The organism is Xanthobacter versatilis (genome assembly GCF_043193975.1).
In the GTDB taxonomy this organism is placed as follows: Bacteria; Pseudomonadota; Alphaproteobacteria; order Rhizobiales; family Xanthobacteraceae; genus Xanthobacter; species Xanthobacter autotrophicus_E.
Map to the genome: position 1 here is coordinate 353,209 of NZ_JBAFVB010000002.1, position 21,556 is coordinate 374,764.

Sequence of the window (21,556 nt, forward strand, 5' to 3'; positions counted from 1 at the left end):
CATGCTGCAGCGACTCTGCCGCGCGGTAACTTTCTCGAAAGATATCTGCACCGCTCGCGATCGGGAACCGATCGGTTCGATGTCACGGACGTTTTCGGGTCAGCGCGGCAAACGCGCCACAGGTGCTTCAGAAAACGAAGCGTGGCGCGGCCTTGAAGCCGGGCAGCGCGGGCACGGCGGCGTTGAAGGCCACCCGCTCGCTCATGGCACCGGCCACCTTGGTGAACACGCGGGCCTGTCCGGCGCCCCCATGGCCGACCACGGCGACGACTCGGCCGCCCTCCTTCACCTGGGCGAAGAGGTTGGCCGGCACCTCGTCCACCGCCCCGTTGAGCAGGATGAGGTCGTAGGGCGCCTCGGCGGCCCAGCCGGCGTTCAGCGGCCCCTGCATCACCGCCACGTTGCCGACGCCCAGCTCGGCGAGGGTCGCCGTCGCGGTCGCGGCGAGGCCGGCGTCTTCCTCCACGGCGACCACCTGCTGCGCGAGGCGCGACAGCACCGCGGCCGAATAGCCGGTGCCGGTGCCCACATCGAGCACGTGCTCATGCTCCTGTACGTCGGCGAGCTGGACCAGACGCGCAAGAATCATGGGCTCGATGAGATAGCGCGGGGCATTGCCGGAGGTCAGCGCCAGATCGTCGTCGATATATGCGAGGGACTTCAGCGGCGCCGGCACGAACTTCTCGCGCGGGATCTCCAGCATGGCGGCGACGATGCGCGGATCGGTGACGTTGTTGGTGCGGACCTGCCCGTCCACCATGCCGCGGCGAAGCTCGACGAAATCGATCATATGCGTCTCCGGCCAAACCCGGAGCGGCCCGGCCGAAACATCCCGGGCGGCGGCTCCGTGCCAAAACTCTCGATAAGACGCCCTTCAGCCGACCGGATCGCCAGACGATCCGCCCGGTTCGGGCGCTGGCGCGGCCGGCATGCCGAGGGTTCGGAACGCCTGTGCCGCCCGGCTCAAGAGCCATATTGCCGCCCCTTTTGCAAGGCGCTCCACAGCGCCGGGGCGGTGATCGACCGGCCGATGTGGCCGCAAGTCGCATGGCCCCGCGCCAGCCGCGGGTGGAGGCTTGCCGGCCTGCCCCGGCTTGATCCCCGCATTGGCCGCCCGCGCGCCGGGCGACACACCCCCGGCGCGTTGCCGGTGGCTGCAGCCACGATACGGTAGCCACGAGATGGCAACCAGTTGATGGCGGCGTAGAGGACGCAGGAAGAGACCCGCACGATGAACGCTTCGCTCCCCCCGGCCGCCGCCGGTCCCACCCCATCAACCCTCGACGAGGACGCGGTGCGCCGGCTCGTCCATCTGTTCTATGAGCGGGTGAACAAGGATGCGGTGCTCGGCCCGATTTTCTCCGGCCGCATCAAGGACGATGCCTGGCCAGTCCACCTCGCCAAGATGTGCGATTTCTGGTCCTCCGTGCTGCTGAAGTCCGGACGCTACGAAGGCCGCCCCCTGCCGCCGCACCTGGCGCTGGGATCGGACGCCGGCGATGCGCAGTTCGCCCGCTGGCTCGCCCTGTTCCGCCCCACGGCGCTGGAGGTGCTGCCGCCGGATGCGGCGCAGGCAGCCATCGCCCATGCCGAACGCATGGCCCATTCGTTCCGCCTCGCCATCGGCTTCCACAATGGCGAGGACATCACGCGGATGCCGCTGGTCCGGTAGGATTCGGACCGGATCTCCCTTTGACATAGAGCACCGTCTACCACCCACCCGGACCTTCCCGCCGGTCGGAGCCGCAGACTTTAAAACCGCGACAGAATCCGGAATTTGAGCCCTCTTGCAGGTTCGCTCGGCGTCACGCGCAGCCTTTGGCGCGCCCGCACACCGGGGCAAGACAGGTGAGCCCCTCGACCCGCCGGATGCCGCAGGCCGACAGCAATGATTCGAAACAAAAGGACTTGTAAAATAAAATTCGTCGCGCCCTTTGGCCGCAATCCCCTGATATTACCTAGATACCGCTCATCAGGAAAATGAGTGATGATTTGCAGGGTGTTGTGAGGGGAGCGAATTGCGAAGCGATGCAGTCACCGTTGCGGCGGTCATTCCACTTTTCAACGGCGCATCTTTCATCCGGGAAGCGCTGGACAGCGTCTTGAGCCAGACCGAGCCGGCGGACGAGATCATCGTGGTGGACGATGGCTCCACCGACGATGGTCCGGCCATCGTCGCGGAGATGGCGCTTCATCACCCCATCACCCTGCTGCGCAAGCCCAATGGCGGCCAGTCGTCGGCCCGCAACCTCGCCATCCAGCACACGGCGTGCAGCCACGTGGCCTTCCTCGACCAGGACGATGCCTGGTACGAGGAGCACCTGGAAATACTCAAGCGGCCGTTCATGCAGGGCCACACGCGCCGGCTCGGCCTGGTCTATGGCAATCTCGATCAGATCGACCGCAAGGGACGGCTGATCCAGCAATGCTGCCTGGATGATATCCTGTCGCCCCAGCCCAAGCGGTCGCTCCGCGACTGCCTGCGGCACGACATGTTCATCCTCCCCGGCGCAGCGCTGGTATCGAAGCAGGCCATGATCGACGCCGGCCTGTTCGACGAGCGACTGTCGGGCTACGAGGACGACGACCTGTTCGTGCGCATGTTCGCGCTCGGCTTCTGCATGGTCTATCTCGATGTCGCCGTGACGCGCTGGCGCATCTATGCTGGCTCCACCTCCTACAGTCCGCGCATGACGCGCTCGTGCATGATCTATTTCCACAAGCTGGTGGAGATGTTCCCGGACGAGCCGCGCGTCGGCTTCCTTCACGCCCAAAATGCCATTGGCCCGCGCTTCATGGACGTGCTCACCACCGAGTTCATCGCGGCCTCCAAGACCAGGGACAACGAGCGCCTGCGACAGGCCTGGAGTGATATTCAGGAGGTGATCCCGGTCATGGCGCCCAAGGTCCGCCGTCGAATGCGGCTGGTTCGCCCGATCATCGCAGCGACAGCCTTCGGTCCCGTCCGTTCGCTTGCCAGACGGGCGGTGCGCTACGTGGCACGCGACGTGCTGAAAGACACGCGGGAGCTGCGGAAGATGCGTAAATGGTCCGGGGACAAGCTCAAGGCTCTGCTTGCGCCCGCCGCGGTAACACCTTAAGAACGCGCCTTCGTGAGGCCACGTGGCGGAGTGGTTACGCAGCGGACTGCAAATCCGTGCACCCCGGTTCGATTCCGGGCGTGGCCTCCACTCCCCGCGATAGAGCGCACTACCCACGACAGAGCGCGCCGAGACCCCCATCCTGTGGCATCGCCGCCGGCGCCAGAGCGCGTCTTGCGGGCCACAGACGCCGCCGAAGCAGCGGTTCCGGGCCTTCTCACCCCATCCATGACGCATCGCGATACCACACACCGTTGACTTGCGCAGGCGTCGGCGGTTGATGAACCTTATGCGGCCCACTCCTTTGGCCGCCGGAGACAGGCATGAGTTCAAAAGCCCCCCAGAGCCAGAGCCAGGGCGCCGCAAAGGACGAGACCAGGGCGGTATTGCGCCGCCTGCTCCTTTCGGACGGCCGCACCCACTGGAAGGGCTATGCGCTGGCCTTCGTGTTCATGGGCCTCATGGGCGCCTGCACGGCGCTGCTAGCCTATTTGATGCGGGACGCGGTGAACGCCATCTTCGTCGCCCCCACGCCCCAGGCGGTGTGGGCGGTGTCCGGCGCGGTCATGCTTTTGTCCATCATCAAGGGCGCCTCGGCCTACGGCCAGAGCATCACCATGGCGCGGGTGGGCAACCGCATCGTCGCCGACAACCAGAAGCGCGCGTTCGACCAGATCCTGCTGCAGGACGCGAGCTATTTCGCCAGGCACCACACCGCCGAGATCACCGGCCGCTTCTCGACCGGCGCCAATGGCGCGCGCGGCGCGCTGGACCTCGTTGTCACCAGCATCGGGCGCGACGCCCTGTCCCTGGTCATGCTGGCGACGGTGGCCATCGTGCAGGACCCGTTCCTGGCCGTCATCGCCCTGGTGGTGATGCCCACGGCGGTCATCGGCACCCGCAAGCTGATCAAGAAGACCAAGACCCTGTTCACCTCCGGCTTCCGCTCCGGGGTACAGCTGTCCTCCATCGCCATGGAGGCGATCCAGGGCGTGCGCACGGTGAAGGCCTACACGCTTGAGCCGGTGATGCGCGAGCGCACCCACAAGTTCATCGACGACGTGGAGGCCAACTCCAATCGCCTGGTGCGCACCCAGGCCAAGTCCAGCCCGCTCATGGAGACCCTGGGCGGCCTCGCCATCGGTGGCGTGGTGCTCTACGCCGGTTACAATGTGATCGAGCTGGGCCGCTCCCCCGGCCAGTTCTTCTCGGTGCTCACCGCGCTGCTCCTCGCCTACGAGCCGGCCAAGCGGCTCGCCCGCATGCATGTGGACCTCGCCAGCCACGTCATGGGCGCGCGCATGCTGTTCGAGCTGCTCGACGCCCCCTCCCCTGACCGTGACGCCCCCGGCGTGCCGGCCCTGCCGCGCCCCCGCGGCCGGGTGGAGTTCCGTGAGGTGGTGTTCGGCTATCGCCCCGGCGAGAACGTGCTGCGCGGCCTCGACCTGGTGGCCGAGCCGGGCCAGACCACGGCCCTCGTGGGCCAGTCCGGCGGCGGCAAGAGCACCATCATCAACCTCATCGAGCGCTTCTACGATCCGCAGGGCGGCGCCGTGCTCATCGACGACATCGACGCTCGCGGCGTGACCCGCTCGTCGGTGCGGGCCAACGTCGCCCTGGTGAGCCAGGACGTCTACCTCTTCTCCGGCACGGTGAAGGACAATATCGGCTTCGGCCGCCCCGGCGCCACCGACGAGGAGATCGTCGCGGCTGCGCGCGCGGCCCACGCCCACGACTTCATCATGGGCTTCGAGAACGGCTACGACACGCCGGTCGGCGAGCACGGCGCCCAGCTCTCAGGCGGCCAGCGCCAGCGCATCGCCATCGCCCGCGCCTTCCTGAAGAATGCGCCCATCCTGCTTTTGGACGAGGCCACCGCCGCCCTCGATTCCGAATCGGAGGCGCTGGTGCAGCGGGCGCTGAACGAGCTGCAGCATCAGCGTACCACCATCGTCATCGCCCATCGCCTGCAGACCGTTGTGCGCGCGCACAAGATCTGCGTGGTGGAGCATGGCCGCGTGGTGGAGCACGGCACCCATGACGAGTTGATCGCCCGGCGGGGCCGTTATTACGGCTTCTATTTCGCCCAGTTCTCCCACGAGCAGAAGCAGCAGGAAGGTGCCGAAGGCAGCGCCGGCGCGCCTGTGGACAATCTCGGCGAGGCTACCGGCACACGCCTCCACGCCTGATTTTACAAGGCCTTGCACCCGGTCTGCGGACCGGGTGCGGCAATGCGGGCGCAGAAAATGCGCGTTTCGACTTCACAAGCGGGCAAGCGGTTGCTATATCGCCCGCCTCGGTCGCAAGACCCACGGTCCCTGATAGCTCAGTTGGTAGAGCGTTCGACTGTTAATCGAATGGTCGCAGGTTCGAGTCCTGCTCAGGGAGCCATTTCTACCCCGCACAGCACGCTCACGGTCGCCGGCACGGCATAAGGGCTCATGGGCTCGGCGCTTGCGGAGCTGGACGTGCAGCGGGGTTTGGCGACGCATTCCACCCCCGACATCATCACATGATTGCGGGGCCGCCTTGAGCGCTGCTTCGGGCTCCCGCGCACTGTAGGCGCCAAGGAAGCGGGCCGGCCTTCCGAAACCGCCCGCTTCAACGAATCCATCAAGCTCGCCAGCTTCAGGCCGCACCTGCCACCAGCGCCCGCTCCAGCTTGCCGAGGCCCTCATCGAGGAGCGCGTCGGGGATGGTCAGCGGGTTCAGGAGGCGGATGGTATTGCCGTAGACGCCGCAGGTGATGAGGATGAGCCCGTCGGCCAGAGCCGCCTGGGTCACGCGCCGGGCGGCGTCGGCGTCGGGCTCCACGGTGCCGCGCTTCTTCACCACGTCGAAGGCGACCATGGCGCCCGGCCCCCGGATGGAGCCGATGGCAACGGCGTCGTTGCGCAGGGCCATGCGGGTAAGGGCGTCCTTGATGCGGGCGCCGATGGCGTTGGCGCGGTCCACCAGCTTCTCCTCGGCGATCACGTCCAGCACGGCGAGGGCGGCGGCGCAGGCGATGGGATTGCCGGCATAGGTGCCGCCGAGTCCGCCCGGCTCGGCGGCATCCATGATCGCCTCCCGACCGATCACGCCCGACAGGGGAAAGCCGCCGGCCAGCGACTTGGCCACGGTAACGAGATCCGGCTCGACCCCGGAATGCTCGATGCCGAACATGCGGCCGGTGCGGGCAAAGCCGGTCTGCACCTCGTCGGCGATCAATACGATGCCATGGGCGTCGCAGGTCTGGCGCAAGGCCACCAGCAGCTCGGTGGGCGCCGGCAGGAAGCCGCCCTCGCCCTGCACCGGCTCGATGATGATCGCCGCCACGTCCTGGGGGCCAATGTCGGCGCGGAACAGGTAATCGAGCGCCTTGAGCGTGTCGGCGACGCTCACGCCATGGTCGGCGCAGGGGAACGGGAGATGGAAGATGCCGGGCGGGGAGATGCCGAACTTCTTCTTGTAGGGCAGCACCTTGCCCGTGAGCGCCATGGTCAGCGCCGTACGGCCATGGAAGCCGCCGGAAAAGGAGATGACACCGGTGCGGCCGGTGGCGGCCTTGGCGATCTTCACCGCATTTTCCACCGCCTCGGCACCGGTGGAGAACAGGATGGATTTCGCCGCGCCGGTGAAGGGGGCGATGGCGTTCAGCCGCTCGCACAGGGCCACATAGGGCTCGTAGGGCACGATCTGGAACGCCGTGTGGGTATAGGCGTCGAGCTGGGCGCGCACCGCCGCCAGCACTCTGGGGTGGCGGTGTCCGGTGTTGAGCACGGCGATTCCGCCAGCGAAATCAATGTAGCGCGTGCCGTCGGCGTCCCAGACCTCCGACCCCTCCGCCTTCTGCGCGAAGATCGGATAGGCGGTGGCGATGCCCCGGGGAATGGCCTTGGTTCGGCGGGCTTGCAGCGCGGCATTCTCGGACATGGCGCTCCTCCTTTTTGTTGCCTCAGGATAAGACGCGATCGCGTTCCGCGGGTATGGGATTGATTGGCGCCACCCGCCGGCCTCAACCGGACGAAACCACTCCCGGCTCAGTGCGTCCGGCGCGCTCGGCGTGGATGCGGCCGTCCACCAGCTCGACGATGCGGTCGCAGCGCTCGGCCAGCGCCATATTGTGGGTGACCACGAGAAAGGTCGTGCCCCGCTCGGCATTGATCCGGCGCAGCAGCGCGAACACGCTGTCGGCGGAGGCGGTGTCGAGGTTTCCCGTGGGCTCGTCGGCGAGCACCAAAGCCGGCTCCATGGCCAGCGCCCGGGCGATGGCGACCCGCTGCTGCTGGCCGCCCGACATGTTGGTGGCGCGGTTGTTGCGCCAGCGGCTGAGGCCCACCCAGTCCAGCAGTTCGTCGGCCCGCTGCTCCATCTGCCGGTCGGGGTGGCCGCGGTCCACCAGCATGGGCATCATCACGTTCTCGGCCGCCGTGAAGGCCGAGATCAGGTAGTGATACTGGAACACGAAGCCGATGGCGTGGCCCCGCAGCCGGGTGCGCGCGGCATCGTCGAGCTGCGTGGTGTCGGCCCCGGTGACTTCGAGGCGCCCGGAGGTGGGGCTGTCCAGCAGCCCGATGATGTTGAGCAGCGTGCTCTTGCCCGAGCCGGACGGGCCGATCAGCGCCACGAACTCGCCGGCCCGCAGGGTGAGGTCGATGCCGTGCAGCACCTCGGTCTCCACCGGCGTGCCGATGGCGTAGGATTTGCGGATCGCCTGAAGCGCCAGCACATCAGCCACGGATCGCCTCCACCGGATCGATGCTGGCGGCGCGCACCGCCGGGGCAAGGCCGGCGACCACGCCGGTCAGGGTGGCGAGCAGCGCTGCGGCCACGAACAGGCTCGGCTCCAGGATCAGCGGGAACAGCTCCGAGCCGTCCACCTGCCGCAGCAGGTGGTGCCAGAGGATGAGCGCTCCGGCGCCGGCCGCCGACCCCAGCAGAGAGCCGAAGAGGCCCAGCACTCCACCCTGGATGAGGAATACCCGCAGGATCCGCCCCCGGGACGCGCCCATGGCGCGCAGGATGCCGATGTCCTTGGAGCGCTGGATCACCGACACCACCAGCACGGCGGCGATGCCGAACGCCACCGAGATGCCCACGAACAGTCGGATCAGGGTGTTGGAGGTCTGCTGCGCCCGCACCGCCGTGAAGAACTGGGCGTTGGTGGTGATCCAGCTGTCCGCCTCCACCGGCACCACGGCGGCGATGTCGCGGGCGATGTCCTCGGCGGCGTAGGTGTCGGTCACCGTCATGTCGATGGTGGTGACGCCGCCGATGAGGTTGAGCAGGCTCTGGGCGGTGCGCAGGGCCACATAGGTGTTGCGCCCGTTGGCCGCCTTGTTGCCGAAATCGAAGATGCCGGTGATGGTGAGGATGCGCCCGCTCCCGTTGGCCGTGGTCACGTTGAGCTTGTCGCCCACGCCAGCCCCCAGGTCCTTCGCCAGCTCGGTGCCGACGAGAATGTCATCGGTGCCGAGGCGCGCCTCCCCGGCCACCAGATAGTCGGGCACCCGCACGATGCGGAAATACCGCTCCGGCTCCATGCCGGTGATGGAGATGGAGCGGCTGGCGTCGCCCCGCACGGCCAGGGCGGAGCCTGAGGCCGTGGGTGCCACCACCACCACGTCCGGCCGCGCCCGCATGGCGACAGCGATGGACTGCCACTGGTCGATGGAGAGGATGCGCTGGGACGGCTTCTGCACCAGCGCGCCCTCGATCACGCCCGGATCGAAGCGCAGCGGACGCGCCACCTCTTCCGGCGGCAGCAGCTGGATCTGCGGCTGGGAGGTCAGCACCCGCTTGATGAAATTGGTCTGGAGCCCGGCCAGCATGGCCGACATGAACACGATCACGCCCACGCCGATGGTGATGCCGCCGAGGATGAAAGCGGTCTGCATGCGGCCCTCGCCGAGGAAGCGCAGGGCGGCGATCCATTCGAACGGCAGCCAGCGGTTCATCGCGACACCGGCCGGATGCGCTGGCCGGCGCGCACACCCGAGGCCACCGGCAGCACCGCCTCGCCGGGGGTGAGCCCCTCCAGCACCTGAACCTGGTCGCCGGCCCTCAGGCCGAGGCGGACCTTCTGCTCCCGCGCCCGCCCGTCCCGCGCCACCAGCACGAACGGCGCCGCCGAGGTGGGGCTGTGCACGGTGCGCGCGGGCACCACCACCGCGTCCGGCCGGCGATCCACCGCGATGTCCACGGACACGGTCATGTCCTGCCGCAGGTAGACCGGCGGTTCGGGCACCGTAAGCTTCACCTCCACCGAGGCCCGGGTGATGTCCACGGAGGGGTTGATATAGGTGAGGCTCGCGGGGAACCGCTGGTCCGGATAGGCGTCAGCGGAGGCCAGCGCGCTCTGGCCTAGCTTGAGCAGGCTGAGGTTCTTCTCGTCGATCTGGACTACGAGCTGGGTGTCGCCGGCCGGCGCCAGCACCAGCAGCGTCTTGCCCGCCTGCACCACGGCGCCGCGCTCCACGCTGCGGGTGATGAGCACGCCGTCGCGCGGGGCGGTGATGGTGGCGTAGCCGAGCCGCGCCCGGGCAGTGGCAAGGTTCGCCTTGGCCTGGCTCAGCTGGGTCTCGGCGATGACATAATCGCTGCCGCCGGGACTTGAGGTGTAGACCTGCAGCTCCGCCGTGCGCGCCAGCGTCAGGGCGACATTCAGCGCCCGCGTCGCCTCGTCCAGGGTCGCCTGGGTGCCGGCGCCGGATTTGGCCAGCTTGTCGGCGCGATCGAAGGCGGCGCGGGCATTGTCGAGATTGGCACGGGCCTGCTTCTGCGCCTCGTCGGCGGCGGGCTTGGTGAGTTCGCGCAGCTGCCGCATGCGGGCGTCGGCCTGGGCCACGGCGCCCTCGGCCTGCACCACTGCGGACTCAAGCTCGGTGGCGTCGAGGGAAACCAGCGGCTGGCCCTGCCGCACGCTCTGGCCCTCCTCCACCAGCACCTCCTTGACGGTGCCGGTGATCTGGCTGCCGATGCTCACCCGGTAGGGGGTCTCCACATGGCCGGTGGCGACCACGGTGCGCACCAGCTCGGCCTTCACCACCGGATAGACCACCACCTCCGGCCCCGCGCGCCAGCGCAGCAGCCCCCAGCCCGCCCCGGCCAGCACCAGCATAAGGGCGGCGATCCGCCATTTGCGATGCCACAGGGCGGCGATGAGGCCGCCGTGTCCCGCCGCCTTCGGCAGGTCACGCGACGCGGTGTCGGCAGCGGGGGTGATCTGGTCCACTTTATCCCTGAACGGTTGCGGCTTGGCGCCATGCGCGGGGCTCGCATCAGGGAAGGCCGGGCGCCGGGATTCGATGGTGCGAGCCCCGGCATCATGGTCCGCATTGCGGGCCGGTTAAAGGCGCTGGCTCAACTTGAGCGCAGCAATAAGCCGCGCCCTTCCCTGCCCCGCGCCGCTCAGTAGTCCCACTGGGCGCCGATGCCGACCTCGGCCGAGCCGTCGGCGCCGGTGGCGCCCTGCAGGCGGATGTTCTTGGTGATGTCCATGTCGACCGTGACCTGGCTGGAGCCGGGCGTCGTGCCCTGCCGCACGCCCAGATACATGCGGTCGTTGAGGCGTCGGCCGATGCCCACCTGGCCGCCGGTGCCGGCGGCATTGGTGCCCACGTCCAGACTGTCCACGCCCAGCGAGCGGCGCATCTGGTCGAGGACGCCGGAGCCGCCGGAGAATTGCGCGATGGTCTGGGCGATCTGCAGCGCCTGCGCTCCCGTCAGCGAACCGGCGGAGCGGCCGAACATGAGGCGCGAGAGCACCTCGTCCTGCGGTAGGGTGGGGGTGGAACTGAAGGTCACGTCCGGGCGCGAGGCCGCCCCGGTGACCAGAATCTGCGCGGTGATGTCGTTGGCGGTGGTTTCCGCCACGAAGTCGAGGTCCGGATCCGTGGTGCCGTTGAAGGTGATCTTGCCGCGGGTGAAATTCAGCCGCCGGCCCAGAATGTCGAAGGTGCCGCGCCGCATCTCGAAGCCACCGAGCGTCGCCGGGCTGGCGGTGGTGCCGCCAACCTTGAGGTCGCCGCCGAGTTCGGCCTCCAGACCCATGCCGCGCACGAACACGTTGTTCGGGGCCGAGACCGTGAGGTCCAGCGCCATGCCGGCATTGCTCCGGCGCGGCGCGTTGGCCCCGGCCTTGCCGCCCGGTCGGTTGGTACTCACGTTCCAATTGCGGCCGCCGTTCACGTGCCGCACGTTCAGCGCTGCGCCGCCGCCGGGCAGGCGATCAGGAATGTTCACGTCGAGATGGCGCACCACCAGCCGGCCGGTGACACGCGGATTGTTGGCAAACGCCCCTTCCACCGCGAGCCGCCCCTCGGCCACGAGGCGCATCAGGTCGCTGTTGACGAGGCCGGCATTGGTGAGATCCACGTCGATGCGACCGGGGAAGCCCTGCGCCGGCTCCAGCGCCACCGTGCCGCGCGCCGAGAGGCCGCCGCCGTTGGGCGTGCGCGCGGTGAGGGACGATAGGGTCACCGAGCGATCCGTGCCGGTGATGACGCCCTCGATGTTGGAGAGGTTGACCCCGTTCACCCCATCGTCGAAGCGCGCACCGGAGATGCGCACCGTTCCGCCCGCCCGTGGCGCGGCGGCGGTGCCGCGCACGGTGGCATCGATAGCCGCCCGGCCGCGCACCTGCGCGCCGGAGGTGGCGAGCATGGGATTGGCAACGCCGAGATCCAGCGCGCCCCGGATCGCGAGATCGAGATCGCCCGCGCCCAGGGGCGCCGAGCCGGTGAGGGTCACATCCGACAGGAACCGCCCGGTCACGGTCGTGCGCGTGCTCACGCGCCCATCCGCGAACCGGCCATCGGCGCGGACATCGAGCGGGCCGATGCCGTTGGCGGACAGGTCGCGGGTGCTGACCCGGGCGACGGTCAGCGAATAGGTGCCGGTAGGCGCCGCCGCTGGCCCTTCGAGCCGCGCGCTGCCGGACAGCGTACCGGACAGATTGAGACCCGGGGCGGCGAGGTCCGCCAGCGCCAGCGGCAGGGTGGTGAGGGTCACGTCCAGCGCCAGCGAAGAGCCGGCCCGGCCGGACACGCTGGCGCTGCCGCCGCGCGTGGTCAGCGTCAGCCGGTCGATGGCGAGGGTGTCGCCCGACCAGCGGAAATTGGCCGGTGCGGCAGTGGTGATGCTGGTGCCGCCGCGCGCGAGATTGAGGCGATCGAGGCGGAAGCCGATGGTGCCGTCGCGCGGGGTGAGAAGACCGGTGGTGGTCAGCGTCGCGCCGTTGACCACGGCATCGAGATTGACGCTCGTTCCCCCCGCCGCGCCATTGGCGGTGAGATTGGCCTGCGAAATGTCCATGCCGCCGGCGTTCACGGCGCGCAGCCGCACCGTGCCGTCCAGCGCCGGGGCGCCGGCCGGGTCCACCACGGTGGCATCGATGCGCGCGCTGCCCACGCTCTGCCCGGCGGCTGAGACATTGGCGGCATCCGCCTTCACCGCCACGCGCTGGCGCCCGCCGCTGGCATCAAGCCGCACATCCGCATTGAGCCGGCCGGCCAGCTCGGTGAGGGCGAGGGGAGAAAGATCGTTCAGGTCGCCGGCGGCGATGGTGAGCGTCCCGTCAGCAAGTCCCTTGCCATCGAGCCGCAGGTCGCCCTTGGCCGAGACCGAGCCGATGGCGATAACGAGGTTCTTCAACTGCCGCGCCCCGTCCGCCAGCGTGGTGAAAGCGCCCGAACCTGTGGCGGGCTTGCCGGCCACCCGGCCGTCGAGGGTGAACTCAGCCGCCGGGTTACCGGTGAGGTCGGAGGCCATGACCGCGAGGCTCAGGCCTTCCACCTTCTGCTTCATGGCGGTGCCGGCGGGCATCAGCAGCCGCGCGGTGAGGCCCAGCTTGTCGAGGCTGCCCCGGAACGCTGCTTCCCCCGTCACCGCGCCGGAGACGCGGGGATCGAGCTTTGCCACATCCGCCAGCGCGAGCTTGGCCGCAAGGTCGGCGCGGGCGCGGGAAAGGGTGCCATCGGCCGTCACCGTCAGGCTGTCGGACGCGAGGTTGAAACGGTCGACGCGGATGGCATCCTGCCCGTCGCGCGCCAGCTTGGCGGCAAGGGTCGTGGTGACGCCGAACAGGCCGTCCACCGCCGCGATGCCGGTGGCCACATCCCTGGTGCCGCCGGTGATGGTCGCCTCCACGCGGGAGACATCGCCGCTGGCATCGATGGTGGCGTCCAGCGCCGCGGTACCCGCCAGCCGACGGCCGGCGAGGGGGGAAAAGGCGGCGAGATCCAGCTTCTCCAGCTTGAGCGTGCCGGCGATCTTCTCCGCCGAGGCGGTGCCGTTGAAGCGGCTGGTGAGGGCGGCAAGCTCCACCGTGGCGGCGGTGACGGCGGGGGCCCTCCCCTTCGGCTGAGCGCCGGCCACATGGAAGCTGGCCGTGCGCCCCAGCGCCTGCGCCACCTTGGTGTCGGCGGCGGAAAGCCCGTCCGCCCGGCCGTCGAGGGTGAAGGCGAGGGTCTGGCGGGCATCGGGAAGAGTGGCGGCGGTGATTTCGACGGTCCCGGCGCCATAGCCGGCGCCCTTCAGGTCCTCGGCCGTGGCGCGGGCGGCAAGCACGGGGGCCTCAAACGCACCCTTCAGAGTGCCGTCCACCGCCGCCGCCTTCCAGGTGACGCCCGGCACGAGTCCGGCAAAGCGGGCCGCCTCGCCGGCCTTGAGGCCGAAGGCGAGATCAGCGGTCATGGCGTCCGCATCCACCGTGCCATGCACGCCGGCGCCGAAGCCTGCGGAGCGGGCGGTGGCGCTCTCGATGGCGATGCGCCGCGCCTTGTCGATGGTGGCGGCGCCGGCGAGCTCCACGCCCCCTTCCAGCAGGGGCGCGATCTGGGCCGGAACCAGCCGGGCGATGTCGGCCTCGGCAGTGAAACTTACGCGCCGCGCCGCACCGGTGGCCCGCACCTTTGCCGAACCCTCGATCCTGGCAGCGGTGCCGGCCGCAACGTCGAGACGCCCGTCCCAGGCATCCAGCGGGCCGACGCCCTTGAGGGTCGCCGTGATGGCCGGCAGGTCGGCGATGCCGGCCGCCCGCGCCACGAGGCCCCCGGCCGGTTCTTCGGCGGTGATGTCGAGGTCGAGGTGCTCGGTCTGCGGCACATAGCCGAGCCGGCCGGTGAGGCTGCCCGGCTGGTCCCGCCGCTTGAGATTGAAGGCGCCGGACAGCCCCCTCTCCAGCGAGCGCAGCTCGGCGGTGGCCACCAGCGACAGCACGGCGGCATGCCCGAGCACCGGCTCGTCGATGACGATTTCATCGAGCGACAGACGGCCGATCCGCACCGGTACGGCGAAGCCGCCGCCACCGCTGGTGGTCTGGGGCGAGGCCGGGGCCGGTGGCAGCTCGGGCTTGCGCTGGAGCGCGATGCGGGTGGCGCCGGCGGTGTCGATGTCGAGTGAGCCGAGGAGCAGCGACAGGGGATTCCAGTCGAGGCTCACATTCTCCACCTCGGCGAACGGGCCCTTGGGATCGGACGCGACGATCCGCGCCACCGCCATGTTGGCGGGCACAAAGCCGGTAATGCCGGAGATTTCGACATTCAGCCCATTGGCGGAGGCAAGCGAAGAGCCCACGCGCGCCAGAAGCGCCTTGCCCGGCGGGGTCTGGATGGCGCCGAACGCCAGGGCGAGCAGCAGCGTCAGGCCAGCAAGCGCAAGGCCGGTCCATTTGGCGAGGGTGCGCACTTTTCCCATCAGAAGGCCTGCCCCAGGCTGACATAGACGCCGAAGGACCCGTCATCGGGGCCGGGATTGAGCGGCACGGCGAAATCGACCCGCAGCGGCCCGATGGGCGTGTAATAGCGCAGGCCGATGCCGGCGGAATATTTCAGGCCGCTGAAGTCGGGATATTCCGTGGCGAAGGCCGAGCCCATGTCGAAGAAGGGCACGATGCCGATGGTGTCGGTGATGCGCACGCGCAGTTCCGCCGACGCCTCGAAGAAGGACAGGCCACCCACGATCTGGCCGAAGGCGTTGCGCGGGCTCGCCGACTGGTAATCGTAGCCGCGCACCGAGCCGCCGCCGCCCACATAGAAGCGCCGCTGCGGCGGCACGTCGTAGAGATCGCCGACGCCCACGAGGCTGCCCGCCGCCACCCGGCCGGCGATGATGATGCGCCGGTCGTCGTCGAAAGCGTGATAGGCGGAGAGCGCGGCCTTCAGCATCACCGGGCCGGCGCCGCTGTCGCCGAGATAGGCGAAGGGCTCCACAGTGGCGTTCAGGCGGATGCCGCGGGAGGGATCGAGGGCGTTGTCGGTGGTGTCATAGAAGATGTCCACCGGGATGCCGGTGACCAGCGCATTGTAGATGCCGGTGGTGTCCTCCACCTGTCCGTCCTCGAAGTCGACGCCCACCTGCATGGAGAGCTGGTCGTCGAAGCGGTGGCGCACGGCGAGGAGCGCGACAACACCCTCGCGGACATAGGCGTTGGTCACCTCGCGCAGGATGGCGGCGTTGAGGATCAGGTCGTCCTGAGGGGTCCATATGCCCGGCTTCACGAAGCTGGCGGCGAGCTTGTAGCCGAACGGGTCCGCATTGGGCACCGCCTCCGGCACCCCACCGAACCACGACACCGAGGCGTCGAGCCGCAAGGTCTCGCCGCCGCCGAACAGGTTGCGGTGGCCCCAGAAGCCGTTGATGGACGAGCCATCCGTGCTCGAATACTTGGCCGAGAAACCCACGTAACGCGGATCGCGCGGGCGTACCTCGATATAGATGGGCAGCCGGCCCTGGGCGTCCAGCCGCTCGCCCTCGCGGATGCGCACGCTGGCGATGGCCTGGATGGTCAACAGGCGCTTGCGCAGGCGGGTGAGCCGGTCCGGCGAATAGGGCGTGCCGGGCGGGATCTCCACCCGTTCCTCGATGAAGTTGGGCGGCAGAAAGTCGGCGCCCGAGACGGTGAAGGTCCCGAAGGTGGCTACCGGCCCAGTCTCGACCAGAAGCGTGACGTTGAGCCGGTGGGTGGCGTGGTCGGCCACCACGTCCTTGCCGGTGAGGCGGGCGAAGGGGTGGCCGCGCTCGCGCCAGAAATCCACCACCACCGCCTCGGCACGCACCACGCGATCGGCGCGTGCGGATTCGCCCGGCTCGAGGCCAAGGGCGCGCAGGCTCGGGCCGTCCGCGAGCGGGCGGCGGGTGGCCGCGTCGAGGATGCGGATGTCGCCGAAGACGAAGGGCGGGCCGGGATCGACAACCACCTGCACCGGAACCGGGCCGGCCTTGCGGGCCCGCTCCACCACGTCGAAGATGTTGGGGGCGTTGGGCGCAATGCCGGCAACGGTGATGTGGATGGTGGCTCCATAGCGGCCTTCCCCGTAGAGCGCGGCGGTGATCCGCTCGAAATCGGAGAGCGCGCGGCGCACCAGACCGGCAGCGCCGGAGGGCGGCCGATCCTTCAGGCTTTCGAGGTTGGAGGCCTGGGTGACGGCGTTCTTGAGGCTGCTGTCGCCGCCCTGGACCTCAATGTTCAAAGTATAGGGCGTGGCATCGATGACCGGAGCCTGGCGCGACGCCGGATTCGGGTTGAACAACGCGGCGATGGAGCTGAAGAAATCGTCATCCTGGGCATGCGACGGCACAGCCGAAAGCGTTACAGCCACGGCTGCAAGCAGTAACGGACGCAGCCGGTTCCAGTAATGTCGCCCTGATATCGCCACCAAACCCCGCCCGATGCCTTCCATTTCAGCCAGTGTTACGGCAAAGATGTGATCTTTATGTCACAAATCAGCCTACACGATGGGCTCTCCTAACGCCACCCTGTACCCCATTTAGCCTTAAGCAATTACCACGCAGGACGGCCGGCGGCCACGCGACCGCTTACGCCGCCGTGCGGGCCAACGTCAGCGCTGCTTTGCGCACGATCTGCGTGGCTGTCCGAACCCAATGGGAGCATCGCAGGTTGAACACCGGCTGCCAGCGCCGCGCCGGACCTGCCTTCATCGGGCCCTGAAGGCGGCTCACCATTTATATTGCAGCGCAATATCAATGGTGCCTACTCTGGTGCTTCGCCCGGCGTGCATCGGCGCGATGGGTCCGAAAATCGCAACGGAGGTTGCCAGCGGAGGTCTCACCATGGGTTCTTCCATGAGCTTTTCCGTCACGCTGCTGGATCTGGCCGGCTTCGCCGCGCTGCTCCTGTGGGGCATCCACATGGTGCAGACCGGGGTGATGCGGGCGCTGGGACCGCGGCTGAAGGTGGTGCTGGGCCGCGCCCTGCGCCATCCGCTGCAGGGCTTCGTGGCGGGGGCGGCTGTGACCACGCTGCTCCAAAGCAGCACGGCGACGGCGCTCATGGTGTCCGGCTTCACAGCGGCGGGACTCGTCGCGCTGGTGCCGGCGCTGGCGGTGATGCTCGGGGCCAATATCGGCACCACCCTCATCGTCCAGGTGCTGTCCTTCGATGTCACGGCGGTGGCGCCGGTGGCAATTCTTGCCGGACTCATCATGTTCCGGCGCGGTGCCGGCACCGGCATGCGCGATCTTGGCCGGGTGATGATCGGCCTCGGCCTCGTGGTGCTGGCGCTCTCCCACCTCGTGGACCTGCTGCGGCCGCTGGAGGATGCGCCCTCAATCCGCATGCTGCTCGGCGCCGTCGCCACGGTGCCGCTGCTGGACGTGCTGCTGGCGGCGGTGCTGACCTGGGCGGTGCATTCCTCGGTGGCCGTGGTGCTCATCACCGCCTCGCTGGCGGCGCAGGGCGTGGTGCCGCCCAATGCCGCCATCGCCCTGGTGCTCGGCGCCAATCTCGGCAGCGCCATCGCGCCGGTGGTGGAGGCCATGGGGCGGGACGATGCGGCCGCCCGGCGCCTGCCCATGGGCAATCTCATCAACCGCATCCTCGGAGTGGCCGTGGCGCTGGCGCTCATCGAGCCCATCGGCCGCTGGATGGTGGAATTCCAGCCGGACACGTCCCGCGTGGCGGTGGACTTCCACACCCTGTTCAACCTCGCCACGGCGCTGGTCTTCCTGCCCCTGCTGAAGCCGTTCGCTCGCGCGCTGGAATGGCTCTATCCGGACCGGGAGGATGCCGCCGACCCCACCCGGCCGCGCTATCTCACCGCCGCCGACCGGGACATGCCGGTGCTGGCGCTGGGCGCCGCCGCGCGCGAGGCACTGCGCCTTGCCGACGCGCTTGAGGAGATGCTGGACGAGGCCGCCGGCGCGCTCCTTACCGGCGACCGTCGGCGCATCGCGGAAACGCGCGGGCGCGACGACATTCCCGACCGGCTGAACCGGGAGATCCGCACCTATCTCGCCATGCTCGATCCCGAGGACATGAGCCCCGCCGACCGCCGGCGGGTGGAAGAGATCCTCGCCTTCTCCGCCAACATGGAGCAGGCAGCGGACGTGGTGTGCGGCCGCCTGATGACCGATGCCGGCAAGCGGCTCAAGCGCGGCATCGCCTTCTCATCCGCGCAGCAGGCGGAGCTGGACCAGCTCATGGAGCGGCTGAAGGCCAATATCCGCCTCGCCTCCTCCCTGTTCATGACCGCCGACCCGCGCGCCGCGCGCCTGCTGGCGCTGGAGAAGACCGCCTTCCGCGACAGCGAGACCCTGGCGGCGCGGCGGCATTTCGACCGCCTGCGGCAGGGCCTTGCCACGCTCGCAGACGCCAGCGGCCTGCACATCGACATCGTGCGCGATTTGAAGCTGGTGAATTCCCACGTGGTGGCTGCCGCCGCCTATCCGGTGCTGGCCCGCACCGGCGAACTGCTGGACACGCGCATCGCGGCAGGACCGGAGCCGGCCGATCTGTCGTGACGGCGGCAGAAGCGCCCGCGGCAGGTCCAACACTTTCAGACCGAAGCTATCGCTCCGTCATGGCCGGTTGAAACCCGGCCATGACGGCTGCAGCCTCCTCAATGCCGGCGTGCCAGCAACTCCTGCGGCAGGGTGCGGCACACCTGCGCCACATCGGCCAGAAGCCGGCCCATGGCGGAGGTCTTGCGCCAGAGCATGGCGATCTGCCGGCTGGGCTTGGAATCGCTGAATTCCAGGAGGTGGATGTTCTCGGCCGGCTGGGATGGGTTGCGGGTCGCCAGCATTGGCAGCAGCGTCATGCCCACCCCCGCCGCCACCATCTGGCGCAAGGTCTCCAGGCTGGTGGCGCGGAATTCGGACTTCTCCCGCGCCCCGGCCATCTGGCACACGTCCAGCGCCTGGTCGCGCAGGCAGTGGCCATCCTCCAGCAGCATCAGATTGTAGTGCGACAGCTCGGTGATGGAGAGGTTGTCGCGGCTGGCCAACGCATGGGTGCCCGGCACGGCAAGGAGGAACGGCTCCTCGAACAGAAACTCTGCATGGAAATGGCTGTCGTGCACCGGCAGCGCCAGGAAGGCGGCATCCAGCGTGCCGTAGTTCAGCCGGGAGATGAGGGCAGCGCTCTTCTCCTCGAACAGCAGCAGCTCCAGCTCCGGGAAACGGGCGCGGATGAGGGGCACCACATGGGGCAGAAGGTAAGGCCCCAGCGTCGGGAACACGCCGAGCTTGAGGGCGCCGGCCTCCGCCGCGCAGCTGCGGCGGGCGCCTTCCTTCAGTTGCTCCACCTCGTCGAGGATGCGCCGCGCCCGCTCCACCGCCTCGCGGCCGGCGGGGGTGAGCATGACCCGGCGCGGGGCGCGCTCCACCAGCGGCACGCCCAGTTCCTCCTCCAGCTTGCGCAGCTGGGTGGAGAGGGTGGGCTGGCTGACGAGGCACGCCTCGGCCGCCCGCCGGAAGTTCCGGTGGTCGGCCAGGGCGACGAGATATTGCAGTTCGCGCAGGGTCACCGCGGGCGGCCCCCGTGGGAGGTCGCCCGGAGAAAGAGGAAGTGGCGTGCCCGGCCGGTCACGCGGCCTTCACCGCCTCTTCCTTCGGCGCGCTGGAGCGGATGAGGTGATCGAAGGCGGAGAGCGAGGCCTTGGCGCCTTCGCCCAGCGCGATCACGATCTGCTTGTAGGGCACCGTGGTGCAGTCGCCGGCGGCGAACACGCCGGGCACCGAGGTCTGGCCGTGGGCATCCACCACGATCTCACCGCGGGGAGACAGCTCCACCGTGCCCTTCAGCCACTCGGTGTTGGGCAGAAGGCCGATCTGCACGAAGATGCCTTCCAGCTCCACCTTCACGCTGTCGCCGGTGTTGCGGTTCTCGTAGGTGAGGCCGCTCACCTTCTGGCCGTCGCCCAGCACTTCGCTGGTCTTGGCCGAGGTGAGGATGGTGACGTTGGGCAGGCTCTTCAGCTTGCGCTGGAGCACGTCGTCGGCGCGCAAGGCGCTGTCGAACTCGATCAGCGTCACGTGGGCAACGATGCCGGCCAGATCGATGGCCGCTTCCACGCCGGAATTGCCGCCACCGATCACCGCCACGCGCTTGCCCTTGAACAGCGGGCCGTCGCAATGGGGGCAATAGGCCACGCCCTTGTTGCGATAGGTGTCCTCGCCCGGCACGTTCATCTGCCGCCAGCGGGCGCCGGTGGCGAGAATCACCGTCTTGGAGCGGAGACTAGCGCCGTTGGCGAATTCCACCTCGACGATGTCGGCGCCGGGCACCAGCTTCACCGCCTTCTGGAGGTTGAGGATCTCCACCTCATACTCGCGCACGTGCTGCTCCAGCGCGGCGGCAAGCTTCGGCCCCTCGGTGTAGGGCACGGAGATGAAATTCTCGATGGCCATGGTGTCCAGCACCTGACCGCCGAAACGCTCGGCGGCAACGCCGGTGCGGATGCCCTTGCGCGCCGCATAGATCGCCGCCGTGGCGCCGGCCGGGCCGCCGCCCACCACCAGCACGTCGAAGCGGTTCATCTCGGCCATGCGCTTGGCATCGCGGGCGGCTGCACCCGTGTCGAGCTTGGCGACGATCTCTTCCACGCCCATGCGGCCCTGGCCGAACACTTCGCCGTTCAGGTACACGGTGGGCACCGACATGACCTGCCGGGCGTCCACTTCCTTCTGGAACAGGGCGCCGTCGATGGCCACGTGGCGGATCTTCGGGTTCAGCACGGCCATGAGGTTCAGGGCCTGCACCACATCCGGGCAGTTCTGGCAGGACTGGGAGAAATAGGTCTCGAAGACGAAGTCGCCGTCCAGTGCCTTGATCTGCTCGATGACCTCCGCTTCCAGCTTGGGCGGGTAGCCGCCGGTCTGCAGCAGCGCCAGCACCAGCGAGGTGAATTCATGGCCCATGGGCAGGCCCGCGAAGGTGAGCGCGATGCTCTCGCCGGGGCTGGACAGGGCGAAGGAGGGCACGCGGGCGCCGGCAGCATCCCCGTCGCGGCGCTCGGCGACGGTGACCTTGGGCGAGCAGTCGGTGATGTCGGAGAGCAGCTCCAGCATCTCCTTCGACTTGGCACCGTCGTCCACGAAGGCGGTGATTTCGACGGGTCGGACGAGCCGCTCCAGATACGCCTTGAGCTGAGTCTTCATGGCTGTGTCGAGCATGGCAATTCTCCGACGAATGCTTTGTAAAACGAGAAGGTGCTCCGCATCCGCCGCGC

General features: G+C 68.8%; 13 protein-coding genes and 2 tRNA genes. 6 read left to right on the forward strand and 9 right to left on the reverse strand.

Annotation, left to right across the window (positions count from 1 at the left end; translation table 11 throughout):
* Window positions 1-127 precede the first annotated feature (127 nt).
* Window positions 128-790: a protein-L-isoaspartate O-methyltransferase family protein gene (locus V5F66_RS05285; protein WP_012116202.1), complete on the reverse strand. Its 663-nt coding sequence runs from the start codon at window positions 788-790 to the stop codon at window positions 128-130.
* A gap of 441 nt (window positions 791-1,231) precedes the next feature.
* Between V5F66_RS05285 and V5F66_RS05290 the strand changes: the two genes are divergently transcribed.
* From V5F66_RS05290 to V5F66_RS05310, 5 genes are all read left to right on the forward strand, one after another.
* Window positions 1,232-1,672 (forward strand): group III truncated hemoglobin, encoded by a 441-nt coding sequence (locus V5F66_RS05290; RefSeq protein ID WP_394051085.1) that lies wholly within the window; start codon window positions 1,232-1,234, stop codon window positions 1,670-1,672.
* A gap of 346 nt (window positions 1,673-2,018) precedes the next feature.
* Window positions 2,019-3,101 carry a glycosyltransferase family 2 protein gene (locus V5F66_RS05295; RefSeq protein ID WP_394051087.1) on the forward strand — a complete coding sequence of 361 codons (1,083 nt, stop codon included), beginning with the start codon at window positions 2,019-2,021 and terminating at the stop codon, window positions 3,099-3,101.
* Between the two features lie 16 nt (window positions 3,102-3,117).
* A tRNA-Cys gene (locus V5F66_RS05300) sits at window positions 3,118-3,191 on the forward strand.
* A gap of 233 nt (window positions 3,192-3,424) precedes the next feature.
* Window positions 3,425-5,290 carry an ABC transporter ATP-binding protein gene (locus V5F66_RS05305; RefSeq protein ID WP_394093404.1) on the forward strand — a complete coding sequence of 622 codons (1,866 nt, stop codon included), beginning with the start codon at window positions 3,425-3,427 and terminating at the stop codon, window positions 5,288-5,290.
* 126 nt (window positions 5,291-5,416) lie between these two features.
* Window positions 5,417-5,492: transfer RNA gene (locus V5F66_RS05310), tRNA-Asn, on the forward strand.
* Window positions 5,493-5,729: 237 nt separating this feature from the next.
* On the opposite strand, the gene gabT is transcribed toward V5F66_RS05310, so the two are convergent.
* The 6 genes from gabT to V5F66_RS05340 all read right to left on the reverse strand — a co-directional run bounded on the left by gabT (window position 5,730) and on the right by V5F66_RS05340 (window position 16,663).
* A complete protein-coding gene (gene gabT, locus V5F66_RS05315) occupies window positions 5,730-7,016 on the reverse strand; it encodes a 4-aminobutyrate--2-oxoglutarate transaminase (protein WP_394093405.1) in 1,287 nt (428 codons plus the stop codon).
* A gap of 82 nt (window positions 7,017-7,098) precedes the next feature.
* Window positions 7,099-7,821: an ABC transporter ATP-binding protein gene (locus tag V5F66_RS05320; RefSeq protein ID WP_394002918.1), complete on the reverse strand. Its 723-nt coding sequence runs from the start codon at window positions 7,819-7,821 to the stop codon at window positions 7,099-7,101.
* The gene (locus V5F66_RS05325) at window positions 7,814-9,040 is read right to left on the reverse strand and encodes an ABC transporter permease (RefSeq protein ID WP_394093406.1); all 1,227 of its coding nucleotides are present in this window, start codon (window positions 9,038-9,040) and stop codon (window positions 7,814-7,816) included. The genes V5F66_RS05320 and V5F66_RS05325 overlap by 8 nt, the downstream gene beginning before the upstream one ends.
* Window positions 9,037-10,317 carry an efflux RND transporter periplasmic adaptor subunit gene (locus V5F66_RS05330; protein WP_394093407.1) on the reverse strand — a complete coding sequence of 427 codons (1,281 nt, stop codon included), beginning with the start codon at window positions 10,315-10,317 and terminating at the stop codon, window positions 9,037-9,039. Before V5F66_RS05330 ends, V5F66_RS05325 begins: the two co-directional genes overlap by 4 nt.
* Before the next feature lie 176 nt (window positions 10,318-10,493).
* Complete coding sequence (locus V5F66_RS05335) at window positions 10,494-14,780, reverse strand: translocation/assembly module TamB domain-containing protein (protein WP_394093408.1); 4,287 nt, start codon at window positions 14,778-14,780, stop codon at window positions 10,494-10,496.
* Complete coding sequence (locus V5F66_RS05340) at window positions 14,780-16,663, reverse strand: autotransporter assembly complex protein TamA (RefSeq protein ID WP_394093409.1); 1,884 nt, start codon at window positions 16,661-16,663, stop codon at window positions 14,780-14,782. The genes V5F66_RS05335 and V5F66_RS05340 overlap by 1 nt, the downstream gene beginning before the upstream one ends.
* A gap of 493 nt (window positions 16,664-17,156) precedes the next feature.
* Here V5F66_RS05340 and V5F66_RS05345 point away from each other — a divergent pair, with 493 nt between their 5' ends.
* Window positions 17,157-18,845, forward strand: a complete 1,689-nt coding sequence (locus tag V5F66_RS05345; protein ID WP_012116191.1) for a Na/Pi cotransporter family protein — start codon at window positions 17,157-17,159, stop codon at window positions 18,843-18,845.
* A gap of 98 nt (window positions 18,846-18,943) precedes the next feature.
* On the opposite strand, the gene V5F66_RS05350 is transcribed toward V5F66_RS05345, so the two are convergent.
* Together V5F66_RS05350 and ahpF are read right to left on the reverse strand one after the other, a co-directional pair.
* Entirely contained in the window at window positions 18,944-19,852 is a 909-nt protein-coding gene (locus tag V5F66_RS05350; RefSeq protein ID WP_394093410.1) for a LysR substrate-binding domain-containing protein, read from the reverse strand.
* 58 nt (window positions 19,853-19,910) lie between these two features.
* Window positions 19,911-21,500 (reverse strand): alkyl hydroperoxide reductase subunit F, encoded by a 1,590-nt coding sequence (gene ahpF / locus V5F66_RS05355; protein WP_394051117.1) that lies wholly within the window; start codon window positions 21,498-21,500, stop codon window positions 19,911-19,913.
* Between the last annotated feature and the right edge of the window lie 56 nt (window positions 21,501-21,556).

Coding starts and splice junctions, on each gene's coding strand:
- V5F66_RS05285 (WP_012116202.1), bottom strand. CDS start 790: ATGATCGATTTCGTCGAGCTTCGCCGCGGCATGGTGGACGGGCAGGTC.
- V5F66_RS05335 (WP_394093408.1), bottom strand. CDS start 14,780: ATGGGAAAAGTGCGCACCCTCGCCAAATGGACCGGCCTTGCGCTTGCT.
- V5F66_RS05345 (WP_012116191.1), top strand. CDS start 17,157: ATGGGTTCTTCCATGAGCTTTTCCGTCACGCTGCTGGATCTGGCCGGC.
- gabT (WP_394093405.1), bottom strand. CDS start 7,016: ATGTCCGAGAATGCCGCGCTGCAAGCCCGCCGAACCAAGGCCATTCCC.
- ahpF (WP_394051117.1), bottom strand. CDS start 21,500: ATGCTCGACACAGCCATGAAGACTCAGCTCAAGGCGTATCTGGAGCGG.
- V5F66_RS05305 (WP_394093404.1), top strand. CDS start 3,425: ATGAGTTCAAAAGCCCCCCAGAGCCAGAGCCAGGGCGCCGCAAAGGAC.
- V5F66_RS05325 (WP_394093406.1), bottom strand. CDS start 9,040: ATGAACCGCTGGCTGCCGTTCGAATGGATCGCCGCCCTGCGCTTCCTC.
- V5F66_RS05290 (WP_394051085.1), top strand. CDS start 1,232: ATGAACGCTTCGCTCCCCCCGGCCGCCGCCGGTCCCACCCCATCAACC.